We start from the raw sequence: 21,008 nt of genomic DNA on the forward strand, positions 1-21,008 counted from the left end.
GTTTCCGTGCTTCTCGATCTAGCCTGACGCGGACGAACGACGACGATGCCGGGCGGGTACGCGGCGGCCGGGCGCGGCGAGGACGGCGAGGTGGGCATGGCGGCGAGGCGGGCGGTGGCCTGGTGTGCGGCGGTGTTGCTGCCGGTGGCCGGCATCGTGGGGCTGGCCGCGGGGCCGGCGGCGGCGGACGGGGACGAGGTGCGCCTGCGGGCGCCGGGCAGTTTCACCGCCGGCGGGTCGCCGGGTTCGGTGACGGTGACCATCAAGCGCAAGTCCCGGGGCTGCGTGCTGGCGCAGGCCACGCTCGTGCTGGCGAAGCCCGGATTGACCGCGGAGCAGGTGCGGGTCGAGGTGGCGCGCAACGGCCGATGGCAGTCGACGGGGGCGCGGCAGGCCGGCGACGGCACGGTGGCGGCCGGTCCGATCGGCACCGAGCGGGAGCCGCTGTGCAAGGGCGACGCCTCGATCCGGTTCCGGGTGGCACTGGCGGGTGGCGTGACGAACGGGCAGGTGAGGCTGACCGGCGCGGCGGCCGGCAGCGGCGCGGTCCTGGGGCAGGATTCCAGGACGGCGCGGGTGCGCGGCGGTGCCGCCGCCGAGGCCACGAGCCCGCCCGCGCCGACGCTGTCGCCGACCCCCGAGGTGGAGGAGCCGGCGCCGGCGCCGGCGGAAACGCCGCCCGCGGTGACGGCGCCGGCCGCGGGGCCCTCGAACGGGTCGTCCAGCGGGGGGTTCGGCCTCGTGGGCGCGCTGGTGATGGTGCTCGGCGGCGTGCTGGTGGCGCTTGGCGTGGCGATCCTGCTCTTCCTCCTCCGTCGCTCCCGGCGCGAGGGCGGCGATAACTCAGACAACAAGGCTGCCGGCACGGTTTACGGCACCCCGGCCACCTACGGTGCCGCCGCGGACTACGGCCCCACCCCCGGCTACAACACCAAACACGGCCACGGCGCCACCCCGGGCTACGACACCACCCCGGGCTACAACACCACGCAGGTGTACGGCGGCACGCAAGGCGGCGGCAATTCGGGCTACAACGCCGCCCCGGGCCGCCACGACGCCACGCAGGTGTACGGCGGCGGCGGCCGCGACGCCGGGGAGACCACGAGCCTGCCCGGCTACCCCGGCGCCGAGGGGAACCCGCCGCCCCCGCCAGCGGGCACCGACCACACGCGACCCTTTCCGATCCACCGCGACTGAACCGGGACCAGCCCGGATGGGCGCTGGGCACCGTCACCGGGTGCGCCCCGGCGGCTCGCTTGTAGTCTGAGCGTGACCGGCCGGCGGGTTGCGGTCGACGGCTGACCTGTGCGTGAGGAGAGCGGACCAGTGGCAGACCTGTCCGGGATCGTGAAGGCGTACGACGTCCGCGGTACCGTCCCCGACGAGCTGAACGACGACGTGGCGAAGGCGCTCGGCGCCGCGTTCGTGGCCACGCTGCGGGGCGGTGGCGAGGACGTCGGCCGGATCGTGGTGGCGCACGACATGCGGGAGTCGTCGCCGGTGCTGGTCGAGTCGTTCATCGCCGGCGCCAACGCGGCCGGCGCCACGGTGCTGAACGCCGCACTGGGCTCCACCGACATGCTGTACTACGCGTCCGGCGCGCTGGACCTGCCGGGCGCCATGTTCACCGCCAGCCACAACCCGGCCCAGTACAACGGCATCAAGCTGTGCCGGGCGGGTGCCCGCCCGATCGGGCAGGACAGCGGGCTGGCGGAGATCCGGTCCCGGGCGGAGGCGCTGCTGGACAGCGGCGAGCTGGCCGACGCCCGCCCCGCGGAGGGCAACGAGAAGCACGAGTTGCTGGCCGACTACGCGGCACACCTGCGCACGCTGGTGGATCTGTCCGGCATCCGACACCTGAAGGTGGTGGTGGACGCCGGCAACGGGATGGGCGGGTACACGGTGCCGACCGTGCTGGGCGACGCGAAGCTGCCGGCCCTGCCGCTGGAGATCGTCCCGATGTACTTCGAACTGGACGGCTCGTTCCCGAACCACGAGGCCAACCCGCTGGACCCGAAGAACATCGCGGACCTGCAGCGCGCGGTCCGCGAGCACGGCGCGGACATCGGCCTGGCCTTCGACGGCGACGCGGACCGCTGCTTCGTGATCGACGAGCGGGGCGAGGCGGTGTCGCCGTCGGCGATCACGGCGCTGGTGGCGACCCGCGAGCTGGGCAAGCACCCCAACTCCGTGGTGATCCACAACCTGATCACCTCGCGCGCGGTCCCCGAGATCATCGCCGAGGCGGGTGGCGAGCCGGTCCGCAGCCGGGTCGGGCACTCGTTCATCAAGGCGGAGATGGCCCGCACGAACGCGGTGTTCGGCGGGGAGCACTCGGCGCACTACTACTTCCGGGACTTCTGGTTCGCCGACACGGGCATGCTCGCGGCGATCCACGTGCTGGCCGCGCTGGGCTCGCAGGAGCGGCCGCTGTCCGAACTGGTCGACCTGTACGAGCGGTACGTCGCCTCCGGCGAGATCAACACCCCGGTCTCGGATCAGGGCGGCAAGCTGGCGCAGGTCAAGTCGCAGCTCGGCGGGGCGGACGGCGCCGAGGTGGACGAGTTGGACGGGCTGACCGTCAGCTTCTCGGACGGCGCCTGGCTGAACATCCGCCCGTCCAACACTGAGCCGCTGCTGCGGCTGAACGTCGAAGGCCCCAGCCAGGAGCGGATGGCCGAACTGCGGGACCGGGCCCTGGCCGTCATCCGGGACTGACCGGCACCGCTCCCCGTATTCGTTAAGATCAGCCCCGCCGCCGCGCTGAGCCGCGGGGCGCCGGCGGCGTGACAGGGCCGGCAGCTTCGAGCCCGCCGGTAGGAAAGGAGTACCCCGTGTCCCTGGATCCGCAACTGCTGGAGATCCTCGCGTGCCCGGACACCCACCACGCGCCGCTGACCTACGACCCGGCCGCGCAGGCGCTCACCTGCACCGAGTGCGGCCTGATCTTCGAGGTCCGGGACGGCATCCCGGTGCTGCTGCTGGATGAGGCGAGGCGGCCGGAGGAGCGCGTCTGATGGCGAACCCGGTGGACGGGACCGCCGGCCTGCGCGGGCACCGGGAGATCGACGAGCGCCTGCTGGACGAACCGGCGGCGCTTGAGGCCAGCGACCCGGGCGGGATGCTGCGGGCCACCGCGTCGGCCGGTGCGCAGGTGCGGGAGAGCGCGGCGCTGGCCGCCGAGGCGAGCCTGACCTCCCTGGTCGACGAGGGCCGTCCGCGCGCCGTGGTGATCGCGGGCGTGGGCACCGCCGCGCGCACCGGCGACGTGCTGGCGACGGTCGCGGGTCCCCGCTGCCCGGTACCCGTGATCGCGCATCGCAGCGCGGGCGTACCCGGTTGGGTGACGGCCGCGGACGTGGTGATCGCCGTGTCCGCGAGCGGGCGCAGCCCGGAGGCGCTGGGCGCCGCCGAGGCCGCCGCCCGGCGCGGCGCCCGGCTGGTCGCGGTCGGCGCCCCGGACTCCCCGTTGCAGTCGGTGGCGGAGCGCGCCCGCGCGCCGTTCATCCCGGTGCCGCGCCGCGCTCCGGCCCGCGCGAGCCTGTGGAGCCTGATCCCGCCGGTGCTGCTGGCCGGCCGCACGCTCGGACTGCTGAAGGTCAACGAGGCGGATTTCGCGGAGACCGCCACCCGGTTGGACGCGGACGCCGACCGCTGCCGGCCCACCGCCGAGTCGTTCGTCAACCCGGCCAAGTCGCTGGCCCTGGACCTGGGCGGTTCCGTCCCGGTGGTCTGGGGCTCGTCACCGCTGGCCACGCTGGCGGCCCGCCGCTTCGCCGACGTGCTGTCCGCGAACGCCCGGTACCCGGTGGTGGCGGGCGCGCTGGGTGAGGCCGGCCGCGGCCGGGTGGGCCTGCTGGACGGCGTGTTCGGCGGGCTGGTCGAGGCGGGCCGGGACATCTTCGCCGACCCGCAGGAGAGCGGGACCGGCCCGACCCGGATGCGGCTGGTGCTGCTGCGCGACGGCGGCCTGGCGGACGAGACGGAGGAGGCGGAGCGGCTCGCCGTCGAGGAGCGCCGGGCCGACGCGGTGCAGACCCTGGCGGAGCGGCGCGGGGTGCGGGTCAGCGTGGTGACCGCGGAGGGCGGTTCGCCGCTGGAGCGGCTGGCCTCGCTGATGGCGGTGCCCGACTTCGCCTCGATCTACCTGGCCATGGCGCACGGACTGGACCCGATGGCGGTGCCCGCCATCACCGAGATGAAGGAACTCAGCCAAGCATGAGCGCCGGCGGCGGCACCCGCGCGATCCTGGCGGCGCTGGCCGCGAACCTCGGCATCGCCCTGACGAAGTTCGTGGCGTTCGTGCTGACCATGTCCTCGTCGATGCTCGCCGAGGCGATCCACTCGGTGGCCGACTCGGGCAACCAGGCGCTGCTGCTGGTCGGCGGGCGCCGCGCGCGGCGGACGGCGACCCCGCAGCACCCGTTCGGGTACGGGCGGGAGCGGTACGTCTACGCGTTCATCGTCTCCATCGTGCTGTTCAGCATGGGCGGCCTGTTCGCGCTGTACGAGGCGTACCACAAGCTGAAGGAGCGGCACCCGATCGAAAGCTGGCAATGGTTGCCGGTTCTGGTGCTCGTGGTCGCGCTCTGCCTGGAGGGGTATTCGTTCCGCACCGCGATCCACGAGTCGAACCCGTTGCGCGGCAAGGCGACGTGGCGGCAGTTCGTGCGCAGGGCCAAGGCGCCGGAGTTGCCGGTGGTCCTGCTGGAGGACTTCGGCGCCCTGCTGGGCCTGCTCTTCGCCCTGTTCGGCGTGACGATGACGCTGGTCACCCACGACGGCCTGTGGGACGGCATCGGCACCGGCATGATCGGCGTGCTGCTCGTGGTGATCGCGGGCATCCTGGCCCTGGAGACCAAGAGCCTCCTGCTGGGTGAGGCGGCGACCCCGGAGGACGTGGCGCGGATCGAGCGCGCGGCCTGCGCCGGCGAGGGGGTAGAGCGGATCATCCACATGCGCACCCTGCACCTGGGGCCGGAGGAGTTGCTGGTGGCCGCCAAGATCGCGGTCAACCGGCGGGAGACGGCCGACCGGGTGGCGCAGGTGATCGACGAGGCCGAGGCCCGGATTCGGGCGGCGGTCCCGATCGCCCGGGTGATCTACCTGGAGCCGGACATCTACAGCGCGGTGGCCGCGGCGGAGCCGCCGCCGCCCGGCGCCGCGCCGACCACGGCCGGGTCCGAGCCGTCGCCCACCGCCGGTTGACCATGGAGCGGCTGACCAACCCGATCCGCGGGTACGCCTGGGGTTCGCGGTCGGTGATCGCCGAGGTGCGGGGGCGGCCGGTCCCGAGCGAGGGCCCCGAGGCGGAACTGTGGATGGGCGCGCACCCGGACTCGCCGTCCACGGTGGAGCGGGATGGCGCGCCGGTGAGCCTGGCGGCCCTCATCGCCGCCGACCCGAAGGCCCTGCTCGGCGCGGCGGTCGCGGACCGGTTCGGCCCGCGCCTGCCGTACCTGATGAAGCTGCTCGCCGCCGACCAACCGCTGTCCCTACAGGCCCACCCGGACCTGGCCCGCGCCGCCGAGGCGTTCGCCGCCGGCTACCCGGGCTACTCGGACGACCAGCACAAGCCCGAACTGCTGGTGGCGGTGCGGGACATGGACGCGCTCTGCGGCTTCCAGGACCCGGGCGTCTCGGCGGCGCTGCTGGCCTCCCTTAACGTGCCGGCGCTGGCCCCGGTGGTGGCCGCACTGCGCGGCGGCGACCCGTCGGCCGCCCTCCGCACGGCCGTGGAGTCGCTGCTCACCTGGGCACCGGAGTCCCGGGGCGAGGTGGTGGCCGCGGTCGGGGCCGCCTGCGCCGCCCGGTCCCCGGCCGCGCCGGGCTCCTACGTGGACGGGTACGCGGTGGGCCGCGAACTGGCGGCCCGGTACCCGGGCGACATGGGCGTGGTGGTGGCGCTGCTGCTGAACCTGGTCCACCTGAGGCCCGGGGATGCGGTGTGGATGCCGGCGGGCAACCTGCACGCGTACCTCACCGGCGCCGGCGTGGAGATCATGGCGGCCAGCGACAACGTGCTGCGCGGCGGGCTCACGCCCAAGCGGGTGGACGTGCCGGAACTGCTGCGCGTGCTGCGGTTCGAGGTGCTCCGCGAGCCGGTCCGTCGCCCGGTGCCGGTGGCGCCCGGTGTGGACACGTGGCCGACCCCGGCCGCCGAGTTCGCCCTCTACCGGGTGAGCCTGGACGGTGCGGGGCAGGACGGTGCGGCAGCGAGGTCGGACGGTGTGCCGGCCGAGGTTCCGGTGAGGGGGCCGGTGATCGCGTTCTGCCTGCGCGGCGAGGTGCGCGTGGACGATGGCGGCGCGGAGGCGACCCTGCGCGGGGGCGAGGCGGCGTTCGGCACGGCCGTGGGTGCGGGCCTCCGCTGCGCCGGCCGGGGCGAGGTCTGGGTCGCGGCGCCGGCGGACTGAGTCCGTCACCCGGGGCGCCGTTGGCCCGCGGGCGGCTGTGACGCGCGCCACGAGGTGGCGGTGGGAGGGTTTCCGCCTTGGTGAGGCGCGACCGTTCCACAAAGGTGCCCCAATTACCCGGCTTTTTCGGCATTTGCTTGACATGAACCTCTGCGGACGGTAATTCTTCAAGTACGCAGCGTCATCGGAGGGCAATCCGAACGCGCGGGGGAACCAAACCGGGGGGATGCGCGGGGCGGTGGCCGGCGGGTCGCCGCCCCGCGCGCTGCCCGGAACCGTTCGAGCGGGGTGACACGGTGGCCGCGTAAGGTTGGTGGTCGCGCAGTCGTGCCGAAACCGAGCCGATCGAGGAGCCTTCATGACCAGCACCCTTCCGCGCAACGACGCCGCGGCGGCCGGCCCGGGCGGGGTCGCCAACGGCGATTTCAAGGTGGCGGACCTGTCCCTGGCGGCGTTCGGGCGCAAGGAGATCCAGCTCGCCGAGCACGAGATGCCGGGGCTGATGGCGCTGCGCGCCGAGTACGGCGCGGCCCAGCCGCTGCGCGGTGCCCGGATCACCGGCTCGCTGCACATGACGATCCAGACCGCGGTGCTGATCGAGACCCTGGTCGCGCTCGGCGCGCAGGTGCGGTGGGCGTCGTGCAACATCTTCTCCACCCAGGACCACGCCGCGGCCGCGGTCGCCGTCGGCCCGGAGGGGACCGTCGACGCGCCGGCCGGCGTGCCGGTGTACGCGTGGAAGGGCGAGAGTCTCCAGGAGTACTGGTGGTGCACCGAGCAGGTGCTCACCTGGCCGGACGGGCAGGGCCCGAACATGATCCTGGACGACGGCGGGGACGCCACCCTGCTGGTGCACAAGGGTGCCGAGTTCGAGGGTGCCGGCGCGGTACCGGCGGTGGAGACCGCCGAGTCCGAGGAGTACGCGGTGGTGCTCGGGGTGCTGCACCGCACGCTGGCGGAGGACAACCGCCGGTGGACCCGGATCGCGGCCGGCATCAAGGGCGTGACCGAGGAGACCACCACCGGCGTGCACCGGCTGTACGAGATGCAGCAGAACGGCTCGCTGCTGTTCCCGGCGATCAACGTCAACGACTCGGTCACCAAGAGCAAGTTCGACAACAAGTACGGCTGCCGGCACTCCCTGATCGACGGCATCAACCGGGCCACCGACGTGCTCATCGGCGGCAAGGTGGCGGTCGTCTGCGGGTACGGTGACGTGGGCAAGGGCTGCGCGGAGTCGCTGCGCGGCCAGGGCGCCCGGGTGATCGTCACCGAGGTGGACCCGATCTGCGCGCTGCAGGCCGCGATGGACGGCTACCAGGTGGCCACGCTGGACGACGTGGTGGAGACGGCGGACATCTTCGTCACCGCCACCGGCTGCTTCAACGTGATCACCGCGGAGCACATGGCGCGGATGAAGCACCAGGCGATCGTCGGCAACATCGGTCACTTCGACAACGAGATCGACATGGCCGGGCTGGCGAAGCGCCCGGACGTCGCGAAGACCAACATCAAGCCGCAGGTGGACGTGTGGCGCTTCGATGACGGCCGTTCGATCATCGTGCTCTCCGAGGGGCGGCTGCTGAACCTGGGCAACGCCACCGGGCACCCCTCGTTCGTGATGAGCAACAGCTTCGCGAACCAGACGATCGCCCAGATCGAGCTGTTCACCAAGACCGACCAGTACCCGGTGGGCGTTTACACGCTGCCCAAGCACCTGGACGAGAAGGTGGCCCGGCTGCACCTGGCCGCGCTGGGCGTGCGGCTCACCGAGCTGACCAAGCAGCAGGCCGCGTACCTGGGTGTGCCGGTCGAGGGCCCGTACAAGCCCGACCACTACCGGTACTGACGCGCTTCGCGTGACCTTCCGCCCCGCCGCCGGGTACGGCGGGGCGGAAGAGGAGATGCGGGCCGGCGTTTGCCGCCGCCGGCCCGCCCTCCGGCTCAAGGGATCCCCTCAGGCCGCCATGTACAGCGGTTGCCGGCCCACGACCTGGACCAGCTCCGCCTCCATCAGACGCACCCACCGCCGCCGGACGCTGTCCATCGTCGTCAGGATCGGCCGGCTGCCGACCGGTTCGGTGGGCAGCAGCACCGCCGACCCGTCCGGGAGCACGAACACCCACGCGACGACGCGGGCGCCGACATCGGCCCGGCGGTACAGGGCGTACTGCGCTGGCTTCTCGTCGACCATCACCAGCTTGAGATCGAGCTGCCACGGCAGTTCGGGAGCGGTGCGCTCGTTCAGCACGGCGGCCTCCCCGGTCTGGTGCGGACAGTCGGGTAACGCGTCGACGGCATTGTCGGGTAGCTCATCTCAGGGTGCACTCCGGGCCGCCCTGGATGCAAGTGCAGGTTTGGTGCGGTTGTTGCATCCTGGCGGGCAGCGCGAGGGCTGAGTGCAAGAAGCATGCGACGCATGCAAGTGCATCTACACCCCCGCAGTTGCTGTCCAACGAGGACTTGGCTGTACCCTGTCCGGGATGGCGATGCAGCCCGTCCCGACGACGCTGCGGCGGCAGGTCGGCGCTTACCTTCGCCGGCTTCGCGGTGACCGCACGGTAGCCGATGTCGCCCGCAATCTGGGCTGGTCGGAAAGCAAGCTGAGCCGGATCGAAACGGCGCACATCGGCATCACGAATCGTGACCTCGACCGCCTTCTGAAGCATTACGGGGTGGGCGACGGGGAGGCGCGTCGCATCCGGGCCATTGCCGTGCAGTCGCGCCAGCGGGCCTGGTGGGAGGCTTATGGCGACGTGCTGCCGACCTCGTACGAAACGTATATCGGTTTCGAGTCCGAGGCCGCCGAGATTCTGAACTTCGAAAACACGGTCGTGCCCGGCCTGTTGCAGACGGATGAATACGCGCGCGCCGTTTTCCAGGCCGATGGCAGGCGCCACGACGGCCGGCCGCTGGACGGCGCGGAGATCGACCAGAAGGTGGCCGTGCGGATGGCCCGGCAGTCGGTGCTCACCCGCGAGCCGCCGCCGCGGCTGGTGATGGTCCTCGACGAAGCCGTGACCCGCAGGCCGATCGGGGGGCCCAGCGTGCAGCGCCGCCAGTTGCGCCGGCTGGCCGAGGCGGCGGAGCGGTCCACCATCGAGGTCCGCGTGCTGCCGTTCTCCGTCGGCGGTCACCCGGGGCTGGCCGGCTCGTTCGCCATCCACCTGTTCGCGAACGAGGAGCCCCCCATCGTTTACTGTGAGGGGCGCACGGGCGGCGTGTTCCGCACGAGAAGCGACGAGGTGGAAGGGTACCTCGAGAGCTTTCGAGAGCTTCGCGGGCTGGCGTTACCGCAGGACGAGTCCATCGCCTTTCTGCTCGCCGCCGCCCGCGATGTTGGATAAGCACCCAAGAAAGGGGACCGAGCGCGTATGAGCGCGTTTGAAAATTCAGGGCTGTCCTGGCGCAAGAGTAGTCGGAGTGCGTCCAACGGGCAGTGTGTCGAGGTGGCGGCGACGCGTGACGGCGTTTTCGTCCGCGACTCCAAGGACGCGGCCGGCCCGGTGCTCTCGTTCAGCCGCGACTCCTGGTCGAGTTTCGTCGACCGGGTGGGCCGGGGCGGTGCGGAGGGCTGCTAGCTTCCGCTTGTCTACCCGTGTGGCGGGGCTGCATCGCCGCCACACGCGTTGGCGCGTACGACCCGACCGGTTGACGCGGCCGCGGGAACCATGGGCCGAGGGGGCGACCAGCCCGCTCGGCCTTTGTCGTGTGGGTGCCCGAGGACTCCTGCCGTATGGGCGATGTCACGACGTTCGGCTTGACGCGGCGGTACCGGCTGAGGGAAGGTGTGGCTGACCTAAGTTAGGAATGCCTTACCAGGCTGGAGTGATGCGGTGCTCGCGACCTACCTCATCGGGCTGCGTGAGGGGCTAGAAGCCACGCTCGTGGTCAGCATTCTCATCGCGTTCCTGGTGAAGTCCGCGCGGCGGGACCGGCTCCCGCAGGTGTGGGCCGGCGTCGGGCTTGCCGTCGCGCTCTCCGTGCTGGTCGGCTGGCTGCTGACCTACACGACCACCAGCCTGCTCTCCCGCTCCGCGGATCGCGAGCTGTTCGACGCGGTCACCTCGGTGGCGGCGGTCGCGTTCGTCACCTGGATGATCTTCTGGATGCGCTCGGCCGCCCGGACGGTCGCCGGCGAACTGCGCAGCAAGCTCACCGATGCGCTCGCGGTGGGCTCCCTGGCCGTGGCGGTCATGGCGTTCCTCGCGGTGGTCCGCGAAGGGCTGGAGACCGCCCTGATCTTCTACTCGGCGGTCCAGGGCGCCAAGAGCGACACTGGCCCGCTGCTCGCGCTGATCGGCGGCATCGCGACCTCGGTCGCGCTCGGCTGGGCCCTCTACGCCAGCGCCGTGCGGATCAACCTCACCCGCTTCTTCACCTGGACCGGGGCGCTGCTCGTGCTGGTCGCCGCCGGCATCCTGAAGTACGGGGTGCACGACTTCCAGGAAGCCCGGGTGCTGCCGGGGATCAACAACCACGCGTTCGACATCAGCGGGGTGCTGGACCCGGCGAGCTGGTACGGCACGGTGCTCTCCGGCATGTTCAACATCACTCCGGCGCCGACCGTGCTGGAGATGATCGCCTGGCTGGCGTACGCCGTGCCGGTGCTGGTGCTGTTCCTGTGGCGTGGCGGCAAGAGCCGGGCCAAGGCCCCGGCCGCCCCGGCCGCCCCGGCCGCCCCGGCCACGCAGCGCGCCTGACCACCGTGCCCAAGATTCGTTATCGAGGAGCTTCCATGCGTCCCACCCGTGTTCTCGCCCTGGCCTGCGCCGGTGCCGTCGTGGCCGGCCTGAGCGCCTGCACCGCCGGCGGCCAGGAGCCGGGCGCCGCCGGCGGCCCGGTCGCGGTAAGCGCCAGCGACACCGCCTGCGAACTGGCCAGCGCCGAGGTCCCGGCGGGTACCTCGGTGTTCTCGATCAAGAACGGCGGCGCCAAGGTCACCGAGTTCTACGTGTACGCGCCCGGCGACCGGATCATGGGCGAGGTCGAGAACATCGCGCCGGGGCTGACCCGCGAGCTGCACGTCGAGCTGCCGTCCGGCACGTACGAGGCGGCCTGCAAGCCCGGGATGATCGGCAAGGGCATCCGGACGGCGCTCAAGGTCACCGGGTCGGCCGAGCCGCTGACCGCGGACGCCGCGCTGGCCGACGCGACCGACAGCTACCAGCGGTACGTGCGCAGCCAGACCGACGCGCTGCTGCCGAAGACCGAGGAGTTCGTGGCCGCGATCAAGGCGGGGGACGTGGCGAAGGCCAAGGCCCTGTACCCGGTGGCGCGCACGTACTGGGAGCGGATCGAGCCGGTGGCGGAGATCTTCGGTGACCTCGACCCGAAGATCGACGGTCGCGAGGAGGTCATCGCGGACGGCATGGAGTTCACCGGCTTCCACCGGCTGGAGAAGGACCTCTGGGCCACCGGCGACATCAGCAAGTCCGGCCCGATCGCCGACCGGCTGCTGGCCGACGTCAAGGAGATCGTCGCCAAGGCGAACGCCGAGAAGCTGACCCCGCTCCAGCTCGCCAACGGCGCCAAGGAACTGCTCGACGAGGTCGCCACCGGGAAGATCACCGGTGAGGAGGACCGCTACTCGCACACGGACCTGTGGGACTTCGCCGCCAACCTCGAAGGCTCCAAGGCGGCGATCGCCGCGCTGCGGCCCGCCCTGGAGCAGCGCGCGCCGGATCTGGTGAAGCAGCTCGACAGCGAGTTCGCCGCCACCGAGGCGGCGCTCGGCAAGCACCGGTCGGGCGACGGCTGGAAGCTGCACAACCAGCTCAGCCAGGCGGAGCTGAAGGAACTGTCGGACGTGATCAACGCGCTGGCCGAGCCGATCAGCAAGGTCGCGGCGACCATCGCCGCCAAGTAGGGCGGCCGGCGAGGCCACCAGCGGCCGGCCGCCCTTGCCGGGGCGGCCGGCGCCAGCGGGGGAGGGGTGAGCATGAGCGAGAGCAGGGTCAGCCGGCGGCGCGTGATGACGCTCGCCGGCCTCGGCGTGGCCGGGGTCGCCGGCGCGGCCGCGAGCGCTGGTGCGCTGGTGCGCGGGGCGATCGACGCCCCGGCCGCCGCGCAGGAAGCGGCCGGTGCCGTGCCGTTCTACGGCGACCACCAGGCCGGCATCGTCACACCCGCCCAGGACCGGCTGCACTTCGTCGCGTTCGACGTGATCACCAAGAGCCGGGAGCGGCTGGTCGACCTGCTCCAGGAGTGGACCCAGGCGGCCGCCCGGATGACCGCCGGCCGGGACGCGGGCGCGATCGGGGCGGTCAACGGGGCGCCCGAGGCGCCGCCGGACGACACCGGCGAGGCGCTCGACCTGCCGCCGTCCGGGCTGACGATCACGGTCGGCTTCGGCCCCACGCTGTTTCGCGACGCGACCGGCGCCGACCGGTTCGGCATCGCCGCGAAGCGCCCACCCGCCCTGGCCGACCTGCCGCGCTTCCCGCACGACGCGCTCGACCCGGCGATCTCCGGCGGGGACCTGTGCGTGCAGGCGTGCGCCCACGACCCCCAGGTCGCCGTGCACGCGATCCGGAACCTGGCCCGCATCGGCATGGGTGTGGTGAGCGTCCGCTGGTCCCAGCTCGGGTTCGGGCGCACCTCGTCCACCTCCACGGCGCAGGCCACGCCGCGTAACCTGTTCGGCTTCAAGGACGGCACCGCCAACCTGAAGGCGGAGGAGACCGACCTGCTGCGGGACCAGTTGTGGGTGCAGCCCGGTGACGGCCCGGACTGGATGACCGGCGGCTCGTACCTGGTCACCCGCAAGATCCGCATGCTGATCGAGACCTGGGACCGGTCGCCGCTCGCCGAGCAGGAGGCGATCATCGGCCGGACCAAGGGCACCGGCGCCCCGCTCGGCCGGCAGCGCGAGTTCGACGAGATCGACCTGGCCGCCAAGGGCGCCGACGGCCAGCCCGCGGTGCCGGTCGACTCGCACGTGCGCCTGGCGCACCACAGCGTCAACGGCGGCGCCCGCCTGCTGCGCCGCGGGTACAACTTCGTGGACGGCTCGGACGGGCTGGGCCGGCTCAACGCCGGGCTGTTCTTCATCGCCTACCAGCGGGACCCGCGCAAGCAGTTCGTACCGATCCAGCGCTCGCTGGCCGGGTCCGACGCGCTCAACGAGTACCTCCGGCACGTCTCCAGTGGCCTGTTCGCCTGCCCGCGCGGCGTGCGCGACGGCGGCGACTACCTCGGCCGGGCGCTGTTCGAGTAGGTCGGTGGCGGCGCCGGCACCTGAGCCGGTAGCGGTGCGGCGTGGCGCAGCGGCGGCGGCCCGGCCGGCAGCGTGACCGGCGGCGCCCAGGCCGGGTAGGGCGGGGGCGGCGCCCCGACGGGGCCGAGCATCAGGTCCGGCCAGAGGGCGGCGGTGACCGAGCGGGAGCGGGCCAGCCGCGCGGCCGCCCGGCGGTGCCGCTCCGCGAGGACCGCCGCGAGGTACGCCCAGCCGGGCACGCCGGGCGGCGGGCCGGGGGCGGTGCACCCCGCCACCTCGATGGCCAGGGCCCGGCCCAGCAGGGTCCGCTCCGGCTCGACGAGCAGCCGCCCACGCGACAGGAAGTGCCGTACCGCCAGGGCCAGGTCGTCCTCCAGCCCGGTGAGGTCCAGCGTGGCCGCCCAGCCGGCCAGCGCCGGTGGCATCGTCGGCACCCAGCCCCACGACGCCGGGGTGCGCTCGTGGATGACCAGGGTTCCGGCGGCCAGGTCGCCGAGGCGCCGCCCGCGCGGGTTCAGCAGCATGGTGCCGAGGCTCGCCAGCCAGGTGAGCGGCAGCAGCATCAGGCCCGGCCACTCCAGGGCCAGCCCGATGAGCATGCGGGTCAGCGCGTGCCGGAACTGGATCGGGCCGCCGTCCTCGCGGACCACGCGCAGGCCCATCGCCAGCTTCCCGAGGCTGCGGCCGCCGGTCAGCGTCTCCAGCAGCAGCGGGTAGCCCGCGAAGCTCACCAGCACGCAGACGAGGAGCAGCGCCTGCACCAGCGCCGCGTCCTCGAAGCCGTCGAACACGATCGCCGACGTGATCAGCGTCGCCGGCACCAGCAGGAGCAGCAGCGCGACCTGCACGATCGCATCCACCAGCAGCGCCAGCGCCCGCGAGCCGACCCGGGCGACCCGCACCTCCACCTCGACCGCCTCGCCGCTGACCACCCGGGCCGCCGGGGCCGGCTCGGCCGGCTCGGCGGGCGCGGGCGGGGCGAGTTGCGCGGTCACCGTCACAGTGAACACTATGACGGCGACAGTTCGTCGTCCCGGACGGCGACGGGGGCCGTGGAGGTGGCGTGGACCTGGACGCGTTCGTCGCGGAGCACGACGGCGAGTGGCGCCGGCTGGAGCGGTTGTCCCGGCACCGCCGGCTCAGCGCGACCGAGGCCGACGAACTGGTCGCCCTCTACCAGCGGGCCGCCACCCACCTGTCGGCGGTGCGCAGCCGCTCACCCGACCCGGTGCTGGTCGCGCGCCTGTCCCGCCTGGTCCTCGCGGGCCGGGGCGCGATCACCGGCGGCTCCCGCTTCCGCTGGCGGCAGGTCGGCCGGTTCTTCACCGCGGGCTTCCCCCTCGCCGCCTACCGCGCCTGGCCCTGGTGGTCCGGGGTCGCGGCGGCCACCATCCTGCTCACCGGCTTCCTGATGAGCTGGATCGCCACGCACCCGGAATCGGCCCGCGCGTTCCTCACCGAAGAGCAGATGGACCGGTTGGTCAACACCGACTTCGCCGGCTACTACTCCGAGTACCTGGCCCCCAACTTCTCGTTCCTCGTCTGGACCCACAACGCCTGGGTGCTGGCGATGTGCCTGGCGTCCGGGGTACTGATCGCGCCGGTCCTCTACCTGCTGTGGGAGAACTCGCTGAACCTGGCCATCGCCGGCGGCGTCATGCTCGCCAGCGGGCGCGAGGACGTCTTCTTCGGCCTGATCCTGCCGCACGGACTGCTCGAGCTGACCTGCATGTTCGTCTGCGCCGGCGTCGGCCTGCGGATCGGCTGGGCCTGGATCGCCCCGGGCGCCGACCGCAGCCGCGGCCGGGCCGTCGCCCAGACCGGCCGCACCGCCATGCTGGTGGCGCTCGGCCTGGTGCCGGTGCTACTCGTCTCCGCGTTGCTGGAGGCGTTCGTCACGCCGTCCGCGCTGCCCACCGCCATCCGGATCGGCATCGGGGCCGCGGCGTGGCTCGCCTTCCTCGGCTACGTCCTGATCCTCGGCCGCCGCGCCGCGCAGGCCGGGCACGACGCCGACGCCGACACCTGACCAGCACCCGTTCCGGAAGGGCCGGTCCAGCCGCGCGGCGCTCCGCCAAACGCCACCGGTCGTCCTCCTCCGATCCCCCCGCGGACCATGCCGGCCCGAAACAGGCGTCAGAGGCGCCCGGTGGTCTTGAGGGCCAGGTAGGCGTCGGCGACCCTGGACGCGAACTGGCCCACCGGGGCGTCCACCACCTGGACGCCGCCGCGCCGCAGGGCGGCACTGACCTGGTCCCGCTCGGCGATGGCGCGCCAGGCGGCGGCCGACGCGTACACGTCGTCGGCCGTGCGGGCGGGCCCGGCGGTGAGATCGTCCAGGACCGGGTCGTGGACGGCGGCCAGCAGGACCCGGTGGCGGGCGGCCAGCCGGGGCAGGACGGGCAGCAGGCCCTCGCCGAGGGCGCCCGGCTCCAGCGCCGTGAACAGGACCACCAGCGCGCGTTTGCGGGCCCGCCGGAGCACCTCGCCGACGGCCAGTTCGAAGTCCGTCTCGACCAGCGCGGGTTCCAGCGGGGCGAGGGCGTTGACCAGGCGGGGCAGCAGGGTGCGCCGGTTGGCGCCGGAGACGGCGGCGCGCACGGCGGTGTCGACGGCCAGCAGGTCGACCCGGTCGCCGGCCCGGGACGCGAGGGTGGCCAGCAGCAGGGCGGCGTCCATGGCCACGTCCAGCCGGGGTTCGGCGCCGGCCAGGACGGCCGCGGTCCGGCCGGTGTCGACCAGGCACAGCACCCGGCGGTCCCGCTCCGGGCGCCAGGTGCGGACCAGCACGTCGGCCCGGCGGGCGCTGGCGCGCCAGTCGATGGAGCGCACGTCGTCACCGAGCACGTACTCGCGCAGCGAGTCGAACTCGGTGCCCTGGCCGCGCCCGCGGGTGGCCACGGCGCCCTCGATCAGGCGCAGCCGGGACAGCTTCTCCGGCAGCAGCCGGCGGGACTCGAACCGGGGCAGCACCCGCAGCGTCCACGGTGGAGTGGCGGCCAGCGCCCGGCGCCCCCGGGACTGGCGGTACGCGAAGCCGAACGGGCCGTACGAGCGGATCGTGAGCCGGACGGCGGGCCGGTCGCCCCGGCGGGTGGGGGTGAGCGTGGCGGGCAGGGTGACCGTCCCACCCGGTTCGGCGACCACGTGGTGCAGTTCCGGGTGGGCGCCGGCGGAGGGCACCCACGCGTCGCGGACCTCGGCCCGCAGGCGGCGCTCGGAGCCGTTGTGCAGGCGCAGTTCGACGTCGGCGCGCTCGCCCAACCGGACGGCGCGGGCGCCCTCCCGGCGGGCCGTGATCCGCTCTAGCGGGGCGGCCAGGGCGGCGTCCAGCAGGCAGAACGCGATCACCAGGCCGGCCATGAGCGCAACCCCCAGCCACGGCCAGGGCCACAGCGGCAGCGTGAACGCGGCGGCGGCGAGGAGAAGCCCGGCACGCCGGGTGATCATCGTGGGGTCGGCACGGTCGCGAGCACGGAGTCCAGCACATGCTCCGCCGTGGTGCCCTCCAGTTCCGCCTCCGGCCGCAGCCGCACCCGGTGCCGCAGCACGGCCCGGGCGACCGCCTTCACATCGTCCGGGGTGACGTACTCGCGGCCGGACAGCCACGCCCACGCCTTGGCCGTCAGCAGCAGCGCGGTCGCGCCGCGTGGGGAGGCGCCCAGTTCCAGCGACGGGGAGACGCGGGTGGCACGGCACAGGTCCACCATGTACGCGAGCACCGGGTCGGCCACCCCGACCCGGGCCACCGCCACCCGCCCGGCGGCCAGGTCGGCGGCGCTGGCCACCTGGACGATGCCGGCCGCCTTGAGGTCCCGGGGGTCGAAGCCCGCGTGATGCGCCCGGAGCACGCCCAACTCCTCGTCCCGGGTGGGCAGCGGCACCGACAGCTTGACCAGGAACCGGTCCAGTTGCGCCTCGGGCAGCGGGTAGGTGCCCTCGTACTCGATGGGGTTCTGGGTCGCCGCCACGATGAACGGCGTGGGCAGCGGGCGGGCGGTGCCCTCGACCGAGACCTGGCGCTCCTCCATGACCTCCAGCAGCGCCGCCTGGGTCTTCGGCGGCGTGCGGTTGATCTCGTCGGCGAGTAGCAGGTTGGTGAAGACCGGGCCCTCGCGGAAGGTGAACGCGGCGGTGCGCGGGTCGAACACCAGCGAGCCGGTGACGTCGCCGGGCATCAGGTCGGGGGTGAACTGGAGGCGCTTGGCCTCCAGGTCCAGCGCGGCGGCGAAGGCGCGCACCAGCAGCGTCTTGGCCACGCCGGGCACGCCCTCCAGCAGCACGTGCCCCCGGCACAGCAGCGCGATCACCAGCCCGGTGACCACGGACTCCTGGCCGACGACGGCCTTGGCCACCTCGGTGCGCAGGCGGTGCAGGGCGGCCCGGGGGTCCACACCGGCGACCGGGTGCGGCGCCGGAGGTTCCGCCGGGAAATCGGTCAGGGGTTCGGTCACCGGGTTCCTCCCGTCTCGGGACCGGCCGCGGTTGCGGCGGCCGACGCGTCGTGTACCAGGGCGGCGAGCCGCTCGGCCGCCCGGACCAGGTCCTCGTCCCGGTCCGGGTCCGGGCCGTAGAGCAGGTCGCGGACCTCGTCGGCGGGCCAGCCGCTGTGCCCGGCGATGAGCGCGGCCAGGTCGTCCGGACCGGTGCCGGGCGGCGGCTCCAGGCGGGCGGCGAGTTTGCGCAGCGCGGCCCGCCGCAGCATGGCGAGGGTGGCGCCGGGGTCGCGGGCACGCCGGTAGAGGCGGCCGCGACCGAACACGGTCTCGGCGGCCCGCACCGTGACCGGCAGCGGCTCGCCGACCGGTGGACCGAGCCGGCGGGCGCGCCACAGCGCGAGCGCGAGCGCGGCGAGGGCCAACTGCGCCAGCAGCGCCCAGAACCAGGCCGGGAAGGCCCGCCACATCGGGTTCGGGGTGCCGGCCGCCTTCTCCTGCTCCTGCCTGGGGGGCGGGGACGGCTGCTCCCCGCGGCGGGCCACGGTGGGCGCGGGGGCCAGCGACGGGGGGCCGTCGACCGCGTCCGGGTCGTCGAGCACGCCGGGGGCGGGCTCGTGCCGGTGCAGGTCCAGCCAGACCACGGTGGGGTGGTCGGCGAGCAGGCCGGTCGCCAGCGCCGCATTGCTGTGCTCGTCGATCCGGTCGTTGCGGAACGGGTCGGCCGCGCCGACCACGACCAGCGGCGCCGCGGACAGCCGCACCCCCACCAGCGAGTCGCCGTAGCAGGCGAACACGGGCTGGAGCGACGGCGACTCCCGGACGGCGTAGTGCCGGCGGACGACCGCGGCCCGGCCGGCGCGCGCCGCGGCCGGCAGCCCGCAGCCGGCCCCCGGTTCGGCGGCGGCCGCGGCCGGGCGCTGGCCGGTCACGTCGATCCAGATGCCGGCGCTCGTCAGCGTCCGGCCGGCGGGCTCCACCAGGACGATCCGGGTGCTCTGCGGCATCGTCCGGAGCATCCGCAGGTAATACGGGTGGACCAGGGCCGGTGCCGGGATGAACAGGGTGGTGTCGCCGGCGTGCGCGGCGACCAGCGCGTCCGACGTGCGGGTTTCCCGGCGCACCGCGATGCCCCGGGCGGCGAGCCGGTCCGCGAGCGCCCGCCCGCCCACCGCATCGGCGCTCACCGGAGACAGGAACGCGGCCTCGGCCGGGTCGGGCTGCTCGATCGAGTACGCGATCGCGGTCGTGGCGAACAGCGCCAGCACCACGCCGAACGGGATCGCCCAGCGGTGCCACCGCCGCCGGCGGCGGGGCGGCGCCGGCGCGGCCGGGCGTGGCGCCGCGGCGCGGGGCGGTGCGGGGGCGGTGAGTGTCATCGGCCCACCCGCTCGGGTTCCAGGATGGCGTGCAGCGCCTCGGCCAACTCGCGCATCCGCTGGTCGTGCCGGTCGAGCGCGGCGCGCTGCCCGTACCAGATGTCGGAGAAGATGCCGCCGGCCTCGCCCAGGGCCGCGTCCGTCCCCGGGCGGGCGTCCGTGGCGGCGCGGGCCAGTTCGGTCACCGTCCACCCGGGCCGGTGCTCGATCACCCGGCGCTCGACCAGTTCGCGGACCATGCCGCGCAGCCGCTCCCGGACCGCCTCCGCGTACCGGCCCTGCGCGGCCAGGTCGTCCGCGAGCGAGCGCAGCGCGACGGCGGGCATGTCGGGCAGTTCGTCCTCGGCGGGCGCGGTCGGCACCGGTTGCTCGGGCACCGGTCGGCGGCGGCGCCGGAACGGCCAGCGGAGGCGCAACCGCAGGCGCGGCCAGCGCCACCGGGGCCGGCGCAGCCGCGGCATCCGCCAGCGGCGCAGTCGGGGCATCCGCCAGCGGGGCAGCCGGCGCGGCACCCAGGCCGGGTACCAGTACCAGGCGGCGCCGACCAGCGCGGCGAGCAGGAGCAGGCCGCCCGCGGCCAGCGTCAGCGGCATCAGGTCGCCGAGCGCGGCGAGCGCCTCGGTCCACCAGCGGGAGAAGCTCACCGCCACACCGCCAGGTGCGCGGGGGTGACGGCGCCGCGGGCGGCGGCCCGGGCCAGCCGGATGTCCAGGCCCTCGGTGCGCATCCGGGTCTCCAGGTGCAGGACCGCGTCCAGGCAGGCCAGGGTCGGGTACGCGAGGGTGTTCACCAGCGTCCACGCGATGAACGCCACCGGGTACCGCCAGTCCGCGGCGCCGACGTTGAACACCTCCAGGACGGTGACGCCGGCCAGCCCGAGCGCCGCCCGCACGCCCAGCCAGCCGAGGTAGCCGGCGATCCGGATCCAGCCGGCCCGGGCGCCGTCGCGGACGGCGAGCACGGCACCGCGGCCGAGCGCCCGCAGCGGGCCGACCCGGTCCAGGACCAGCGCGGGCGCGGCGAGGCCGAACAGCGCGTACCCGAGTGCCCACAGCGGGCCGCCGAGCGCCGCGAGGCCGGTGACCACCGCGCAGACCACCGCGACGGGCAGCAGCGCCGGGCCGGCGCCGCCCAGGCGCAGCAGCCGGAACGGGTTGCCGCCGGTGCGGCCCAGCACCGCCTCGCCCGCCGCGCGCCCGGCCACCCCGCCGAGCAGCGCGATGATCCCCGCCTCCAGCGCGAACCCGGCCACCAGCAGCGGCCAGTACCGCAGGAGCGGGGGCAGGAAGGGTTCGAAGAAGTGCAGCGCGGGCAGGTACAACGGCGGCTCGGCCCGGGCGAAGCGGCGCAGCGGCCAGAGCACCGCCTGCTCGGCGGCGGCCAGCGCCAGGGCCAGCGGCAGCAGCGCGGGCGCGGCCGTGCGCAGCAGCGCGACGGCGGCGTCCAGCAACTCGCCGAGCGTGAGCGGGCGCAGCGGCAGCACGGCGGGCGGACCCGGGGCACCCCGCTCGGCCTGGTTCACGCGTCACTCCCGGCACTCGCTTCCCGGCCGGTGCCG

General features: G+C 74.1%; 20 protein-coding genes. 13 read left to right on the forward strand and 7 right to left on the reverse strand.

The window, feature by feature from the left end; all coding sequences use genetic code 11:
* The first annotated feature begins 45 nt into the window (after nucleotides 1–45).
* The 7 genes from KJS59_RS15590 to ahcY all read left to right on the forward strand — a co-directional run bounded on the left by KJS59_RS15590 (nucleotide 46) and on the right by ahcY (nucleotide 8,265).
* A complete protein-coding gene (locus tag KJS59_RS15590) occupies nucleotides 46–1,197 on the forward strand; it encodes a hypothetical protein (protein ID WP_213453607.1) in 1,152 nt (383 codons plus the stop codon).
* A 129-nt stretch (nucleotides 1,198–1,326) separates the two neighbouring features.
* Nucleotides 1,327–2,718 (forward strand): phosphomannomutase/phosphoglucomutase, encoded by a 1,392-nt coding sequence (locus KJS59_RS15595; protein WP_213453608.1) that lies wholly within the window; start codon nucleotides 1,327–1,329, stop codon nucleotides 2,716–2,718.
* 116 nt (nucleotides 2,719–2,834) lie between these two features.
* A complete protein-coding gene (locus KJS59_RS15600; RefSeq protein ID WP_213453609.1) occupies nucleotides 2,835–3,017 on the forward strand; it encodes a Trm112 family protein in 183 nt (60 codons plus the stop codon).
* A complete protein-coding gene (locus tag KJS59_RS15605; RefSeq protein ID WP_213453610.1) occupies nucleotides 3,017–4,222 on the forward strand; it encodes an SIS domain-containing protein in 1,206 nt (401 codons plus the stop codon). Before KJS59_RS15600 ends, KJS59_RS15605 begins: the two co-directional genes overlap by 1 nt.
* Complete coding sequence (locus KJS59_RS15610; protein WP_213453611.1) at nucleotides 4,219–5,208, forward strand: cation diffusion facilitator family transporter; 990 nt, start codon at nucleotides 4,219–4,221, stop codon at nucleotides 5,206–5,208. Before KJS59_RS15605 ends, KJS59_RS15610 begins: the two co-directional genes overlap by 4 nt.
* A gap of 2 nt (nucleotides 5,209–5,210) precedes the next feature.
* Nucleotides 5,211–6,416 (forward strand): mannose-6-phosphate isomerase, class I, encoded by a 1,206-nt coding sequence (gene manA, locus KJS59_RS15615; RefSeq protein ID WP_213453612.1) that lies wholly within the window; start codon nucleotides 5,211–5,213, stop codon nucleotides 6,414–6,416.
* Between the two features lie 358 nt (nucleotides 6,417–6,774).
* Nucleotides 6,775–8,265, forward strand: coding sequence for an adenosylhomocysteinase (gene ahcY, locus KJS59_RS15620; RefSeq protein WP_213453613.1), 1,491 nt, complete (start codon nucleotides 6,775–6,777; stop codon nucleotides 8,263–8,265).
* A gap of 108 nt (nucleotides 8,266–8,373) precedes the next feature.
* Here the strand turns inward: ahcY and KJS59_RS15625 are convergent, their stop codons facing one another.
* Nucleotides 8,374–8,667 carry a hypothetical protein gene (locus tag KJS59_RS15625; RefSeq protein ID WP_213453614.1) on the reverse strand — a complete coding sequence of 98 codons (294 nt, stop codon included), beginning with the start codon at nucleotides 8,665–8,667 and terminating at the stop codon, nucleotides 8,374–8,376.
* Between the two features lie 232 nt (nucleotides 8,668–8,899).
* Between KJS59_RS15625 and KJS59_RS15630 the strand changes: the two genes are divergently transcribed.
* The 5 genes from KJS59_RS15630 to efeB all read left to right on the forward strand — a co-directional run bounded on the left by KJS59_RS15630 (nucleotide 8,900) and on the right by efeB (nucleotide 13,635).
* Complete coding sequence (locus KJS59_RS15630) at nucleotides 8,900–9,763, forward strand: helix-turn-helix domain-containing protein (RefSeq protein WP_249714253.1); 864 nt, start codon at nucleotides 8,900–8,902, stop codon at nucleotides 9,761–9,763.
* A 27-nt stretch (nucleotides 9,764–9,790) separates the two neighbouring features.
* Entirely contained in the window at nucleotides 9,791–9,997 is a 207-nt protein-coding gene (locus KJS59_RS15635; protein ID WP_213453615.1) for a DUF397 domain-containing protein, read from the forward strand.
* Nucleotides 9,998–10,252: 255 nt separating this feature from the next.
* Nucleotides 10,253–11,119 (forward strand): iron uptake transporter permease EfeU, encoded by an 867-nt coding sequence (gene efeU, locus KJS59_RS15640; RefSeq protein ID WP_213453616.1) that lies wholly within the window; start codon nucleotides 10,253–10,255, stop codon nucleotides 11,117–11,119.
* Between the two features lie 35 nt (nucleotides 11,120–11,154).
* Nucleotides 11,155–12,285 (forward strand): iron uptake system protein EfeO, encoded by a 1,131-nt coding sequence (gene efeO, locus KJS59_RS15645; RefSeq protein ID WP_213453617.1) that lies wholly within the window; start codon nucleotides 11,155–11,157, stop codon nucleotides 12,283–12,285.
* A 72-nt stretch (nucleotides 12,286–12,357) separates the two neighbouring features.
* Nucleotides 12,358–13,635, forward strand: coding sequence for an iron uptake transporter deferrochelatase/peroxidase subunit (gene efeB / locus KJS59_RS15650; RefSeq protein WP_213453618.1), 1,278 nt, complete (start codon nucleotides 12,358–12,360; stop codon nucleotides 13,633–13,635).
* On the opposite strand, the gene KJS59_RS15655 is transcribed toward efeB, so the two are convergent.
* Nucleotides 13,608–14,636 carry an RDD family protein gene (locus KJS59_RS15655; protein WP_249714255.1) on the reverse strand — a complete coding sequence of 343 codons (1,029 nt, stop codon included), beginning with the start codon at nucleotides 14,634–14,636 and terminating at the stop codon, nucleotides 13,608–13,610. The genes efeB and KJS59_RS15655 overlap by 28 nt on opposite strands.
* A 62-nt stretch (nucleotides 14,637–14,698) precedes the next feature.
* Between KJS59_RS15655 and KJS59_RS15660 the strand changes: the two genes are divergently transcribed.
* Nucleotides 14,699–15,664 (forward strand): stage II sporulation protein M, encoded by a 966-nt coding sequence (locus tag KJS59_RS15660; protein ID WP_213453619.1) that lies wholly within the window; start codon nucleotides 14,699–14,701, stop codon nucleotides 15,662–15,664.
* Nucleotides 15,665–15,771: 107 nt separating this feature from the next.
* Here KJS59_RS15660 and KJS59_RS15665 read toward each other — a convergent pair whose 3' ends face one another.
* The 5 genes from KJS59_RS15665 to KJS59_RS15685 are packed head-to-tail and all read right to left on the reverse strand — an operon-like array spanning nucleotide 15,772 to nucleotide 20,972.
* On the reverse strand, nucleotides 15,772–17,085 hold the full coding sequence (locus KJS59_RS15665) for a DUF58 domain-containing protein (protein WP_213453620.1): 1,314 nt from the start codon (nucleotides 17,083–17,085) through the stop codon (nucleotides 15,772–15,774).
* Nucleotides 17,082–18,029, reverse strand: a complete 948-nt coding sequence (locus KJS59_RS15670; protein ID WP_213453653.1) for an AAA family ATPase — start codon at nucleotides 18,027–18,029, stop codon at nucleotides 17,082–17,084. The genes KJS59_RS15665 and KJS59_RS15670 overlap by 4 nt, the downstream gene beginning before the upstream one ends.
* Nucleotides 18,030–18,085: 56 nt before the next feature.
* Nucleotides 18,086–19,450 carry a DUF4350 domain-containing protein gene (locus KJS59_RS15675; protein WP_213453621.1) on the reverse strand — a complete coding sequence of 455 codons (1,365 nt, stop codon included), beginning with the start codon at nucleotides 19,448–19,450 and terminating at the stop codon, nucleotides 18,086–18,088.
* Nucleotides 19,447–20,094: a DUF4129 domain-containing protein gene (locus KJS59_RS15680; RefSeq protein ID WP_249714257.1), complete on the reverse strand. Its 648-nt coding sequence runs from the start codon at nucleotides 20,092–20,094 to the stop codon at nucleotides 19,447–19,449. The genes KJS59_RS15675 and KJS59_RS15680 overlap by 4 nt, the downstream gene beginning before the upstream one ends.
* Entirely contained in the window at nucleotides 20,091–20,972 is an 882-nt protein-coding gene (locus tag KJS59_RS15685) for a hypothetical protein (protein ID WP_213453622.1), read from the reverse strand. Before KJS59_RS15685 ends, KJS59_RS15680 begins: the two co-directional genes overlap by 4 nt.
* Nucleotides 20,973–21,008: the final 36 nt, after the last annotated feature.

Origin of the sequence: Rhizomonospora bruguierae, from assembly GCF_018397995.1 — a bacterium.
GTDB lineage: Bacteria > Actinomycetota > Actinomycetes > Mycobacteriales > Micromonosporaceae > Rhizomonospora > Rhizomonospora bruguierae.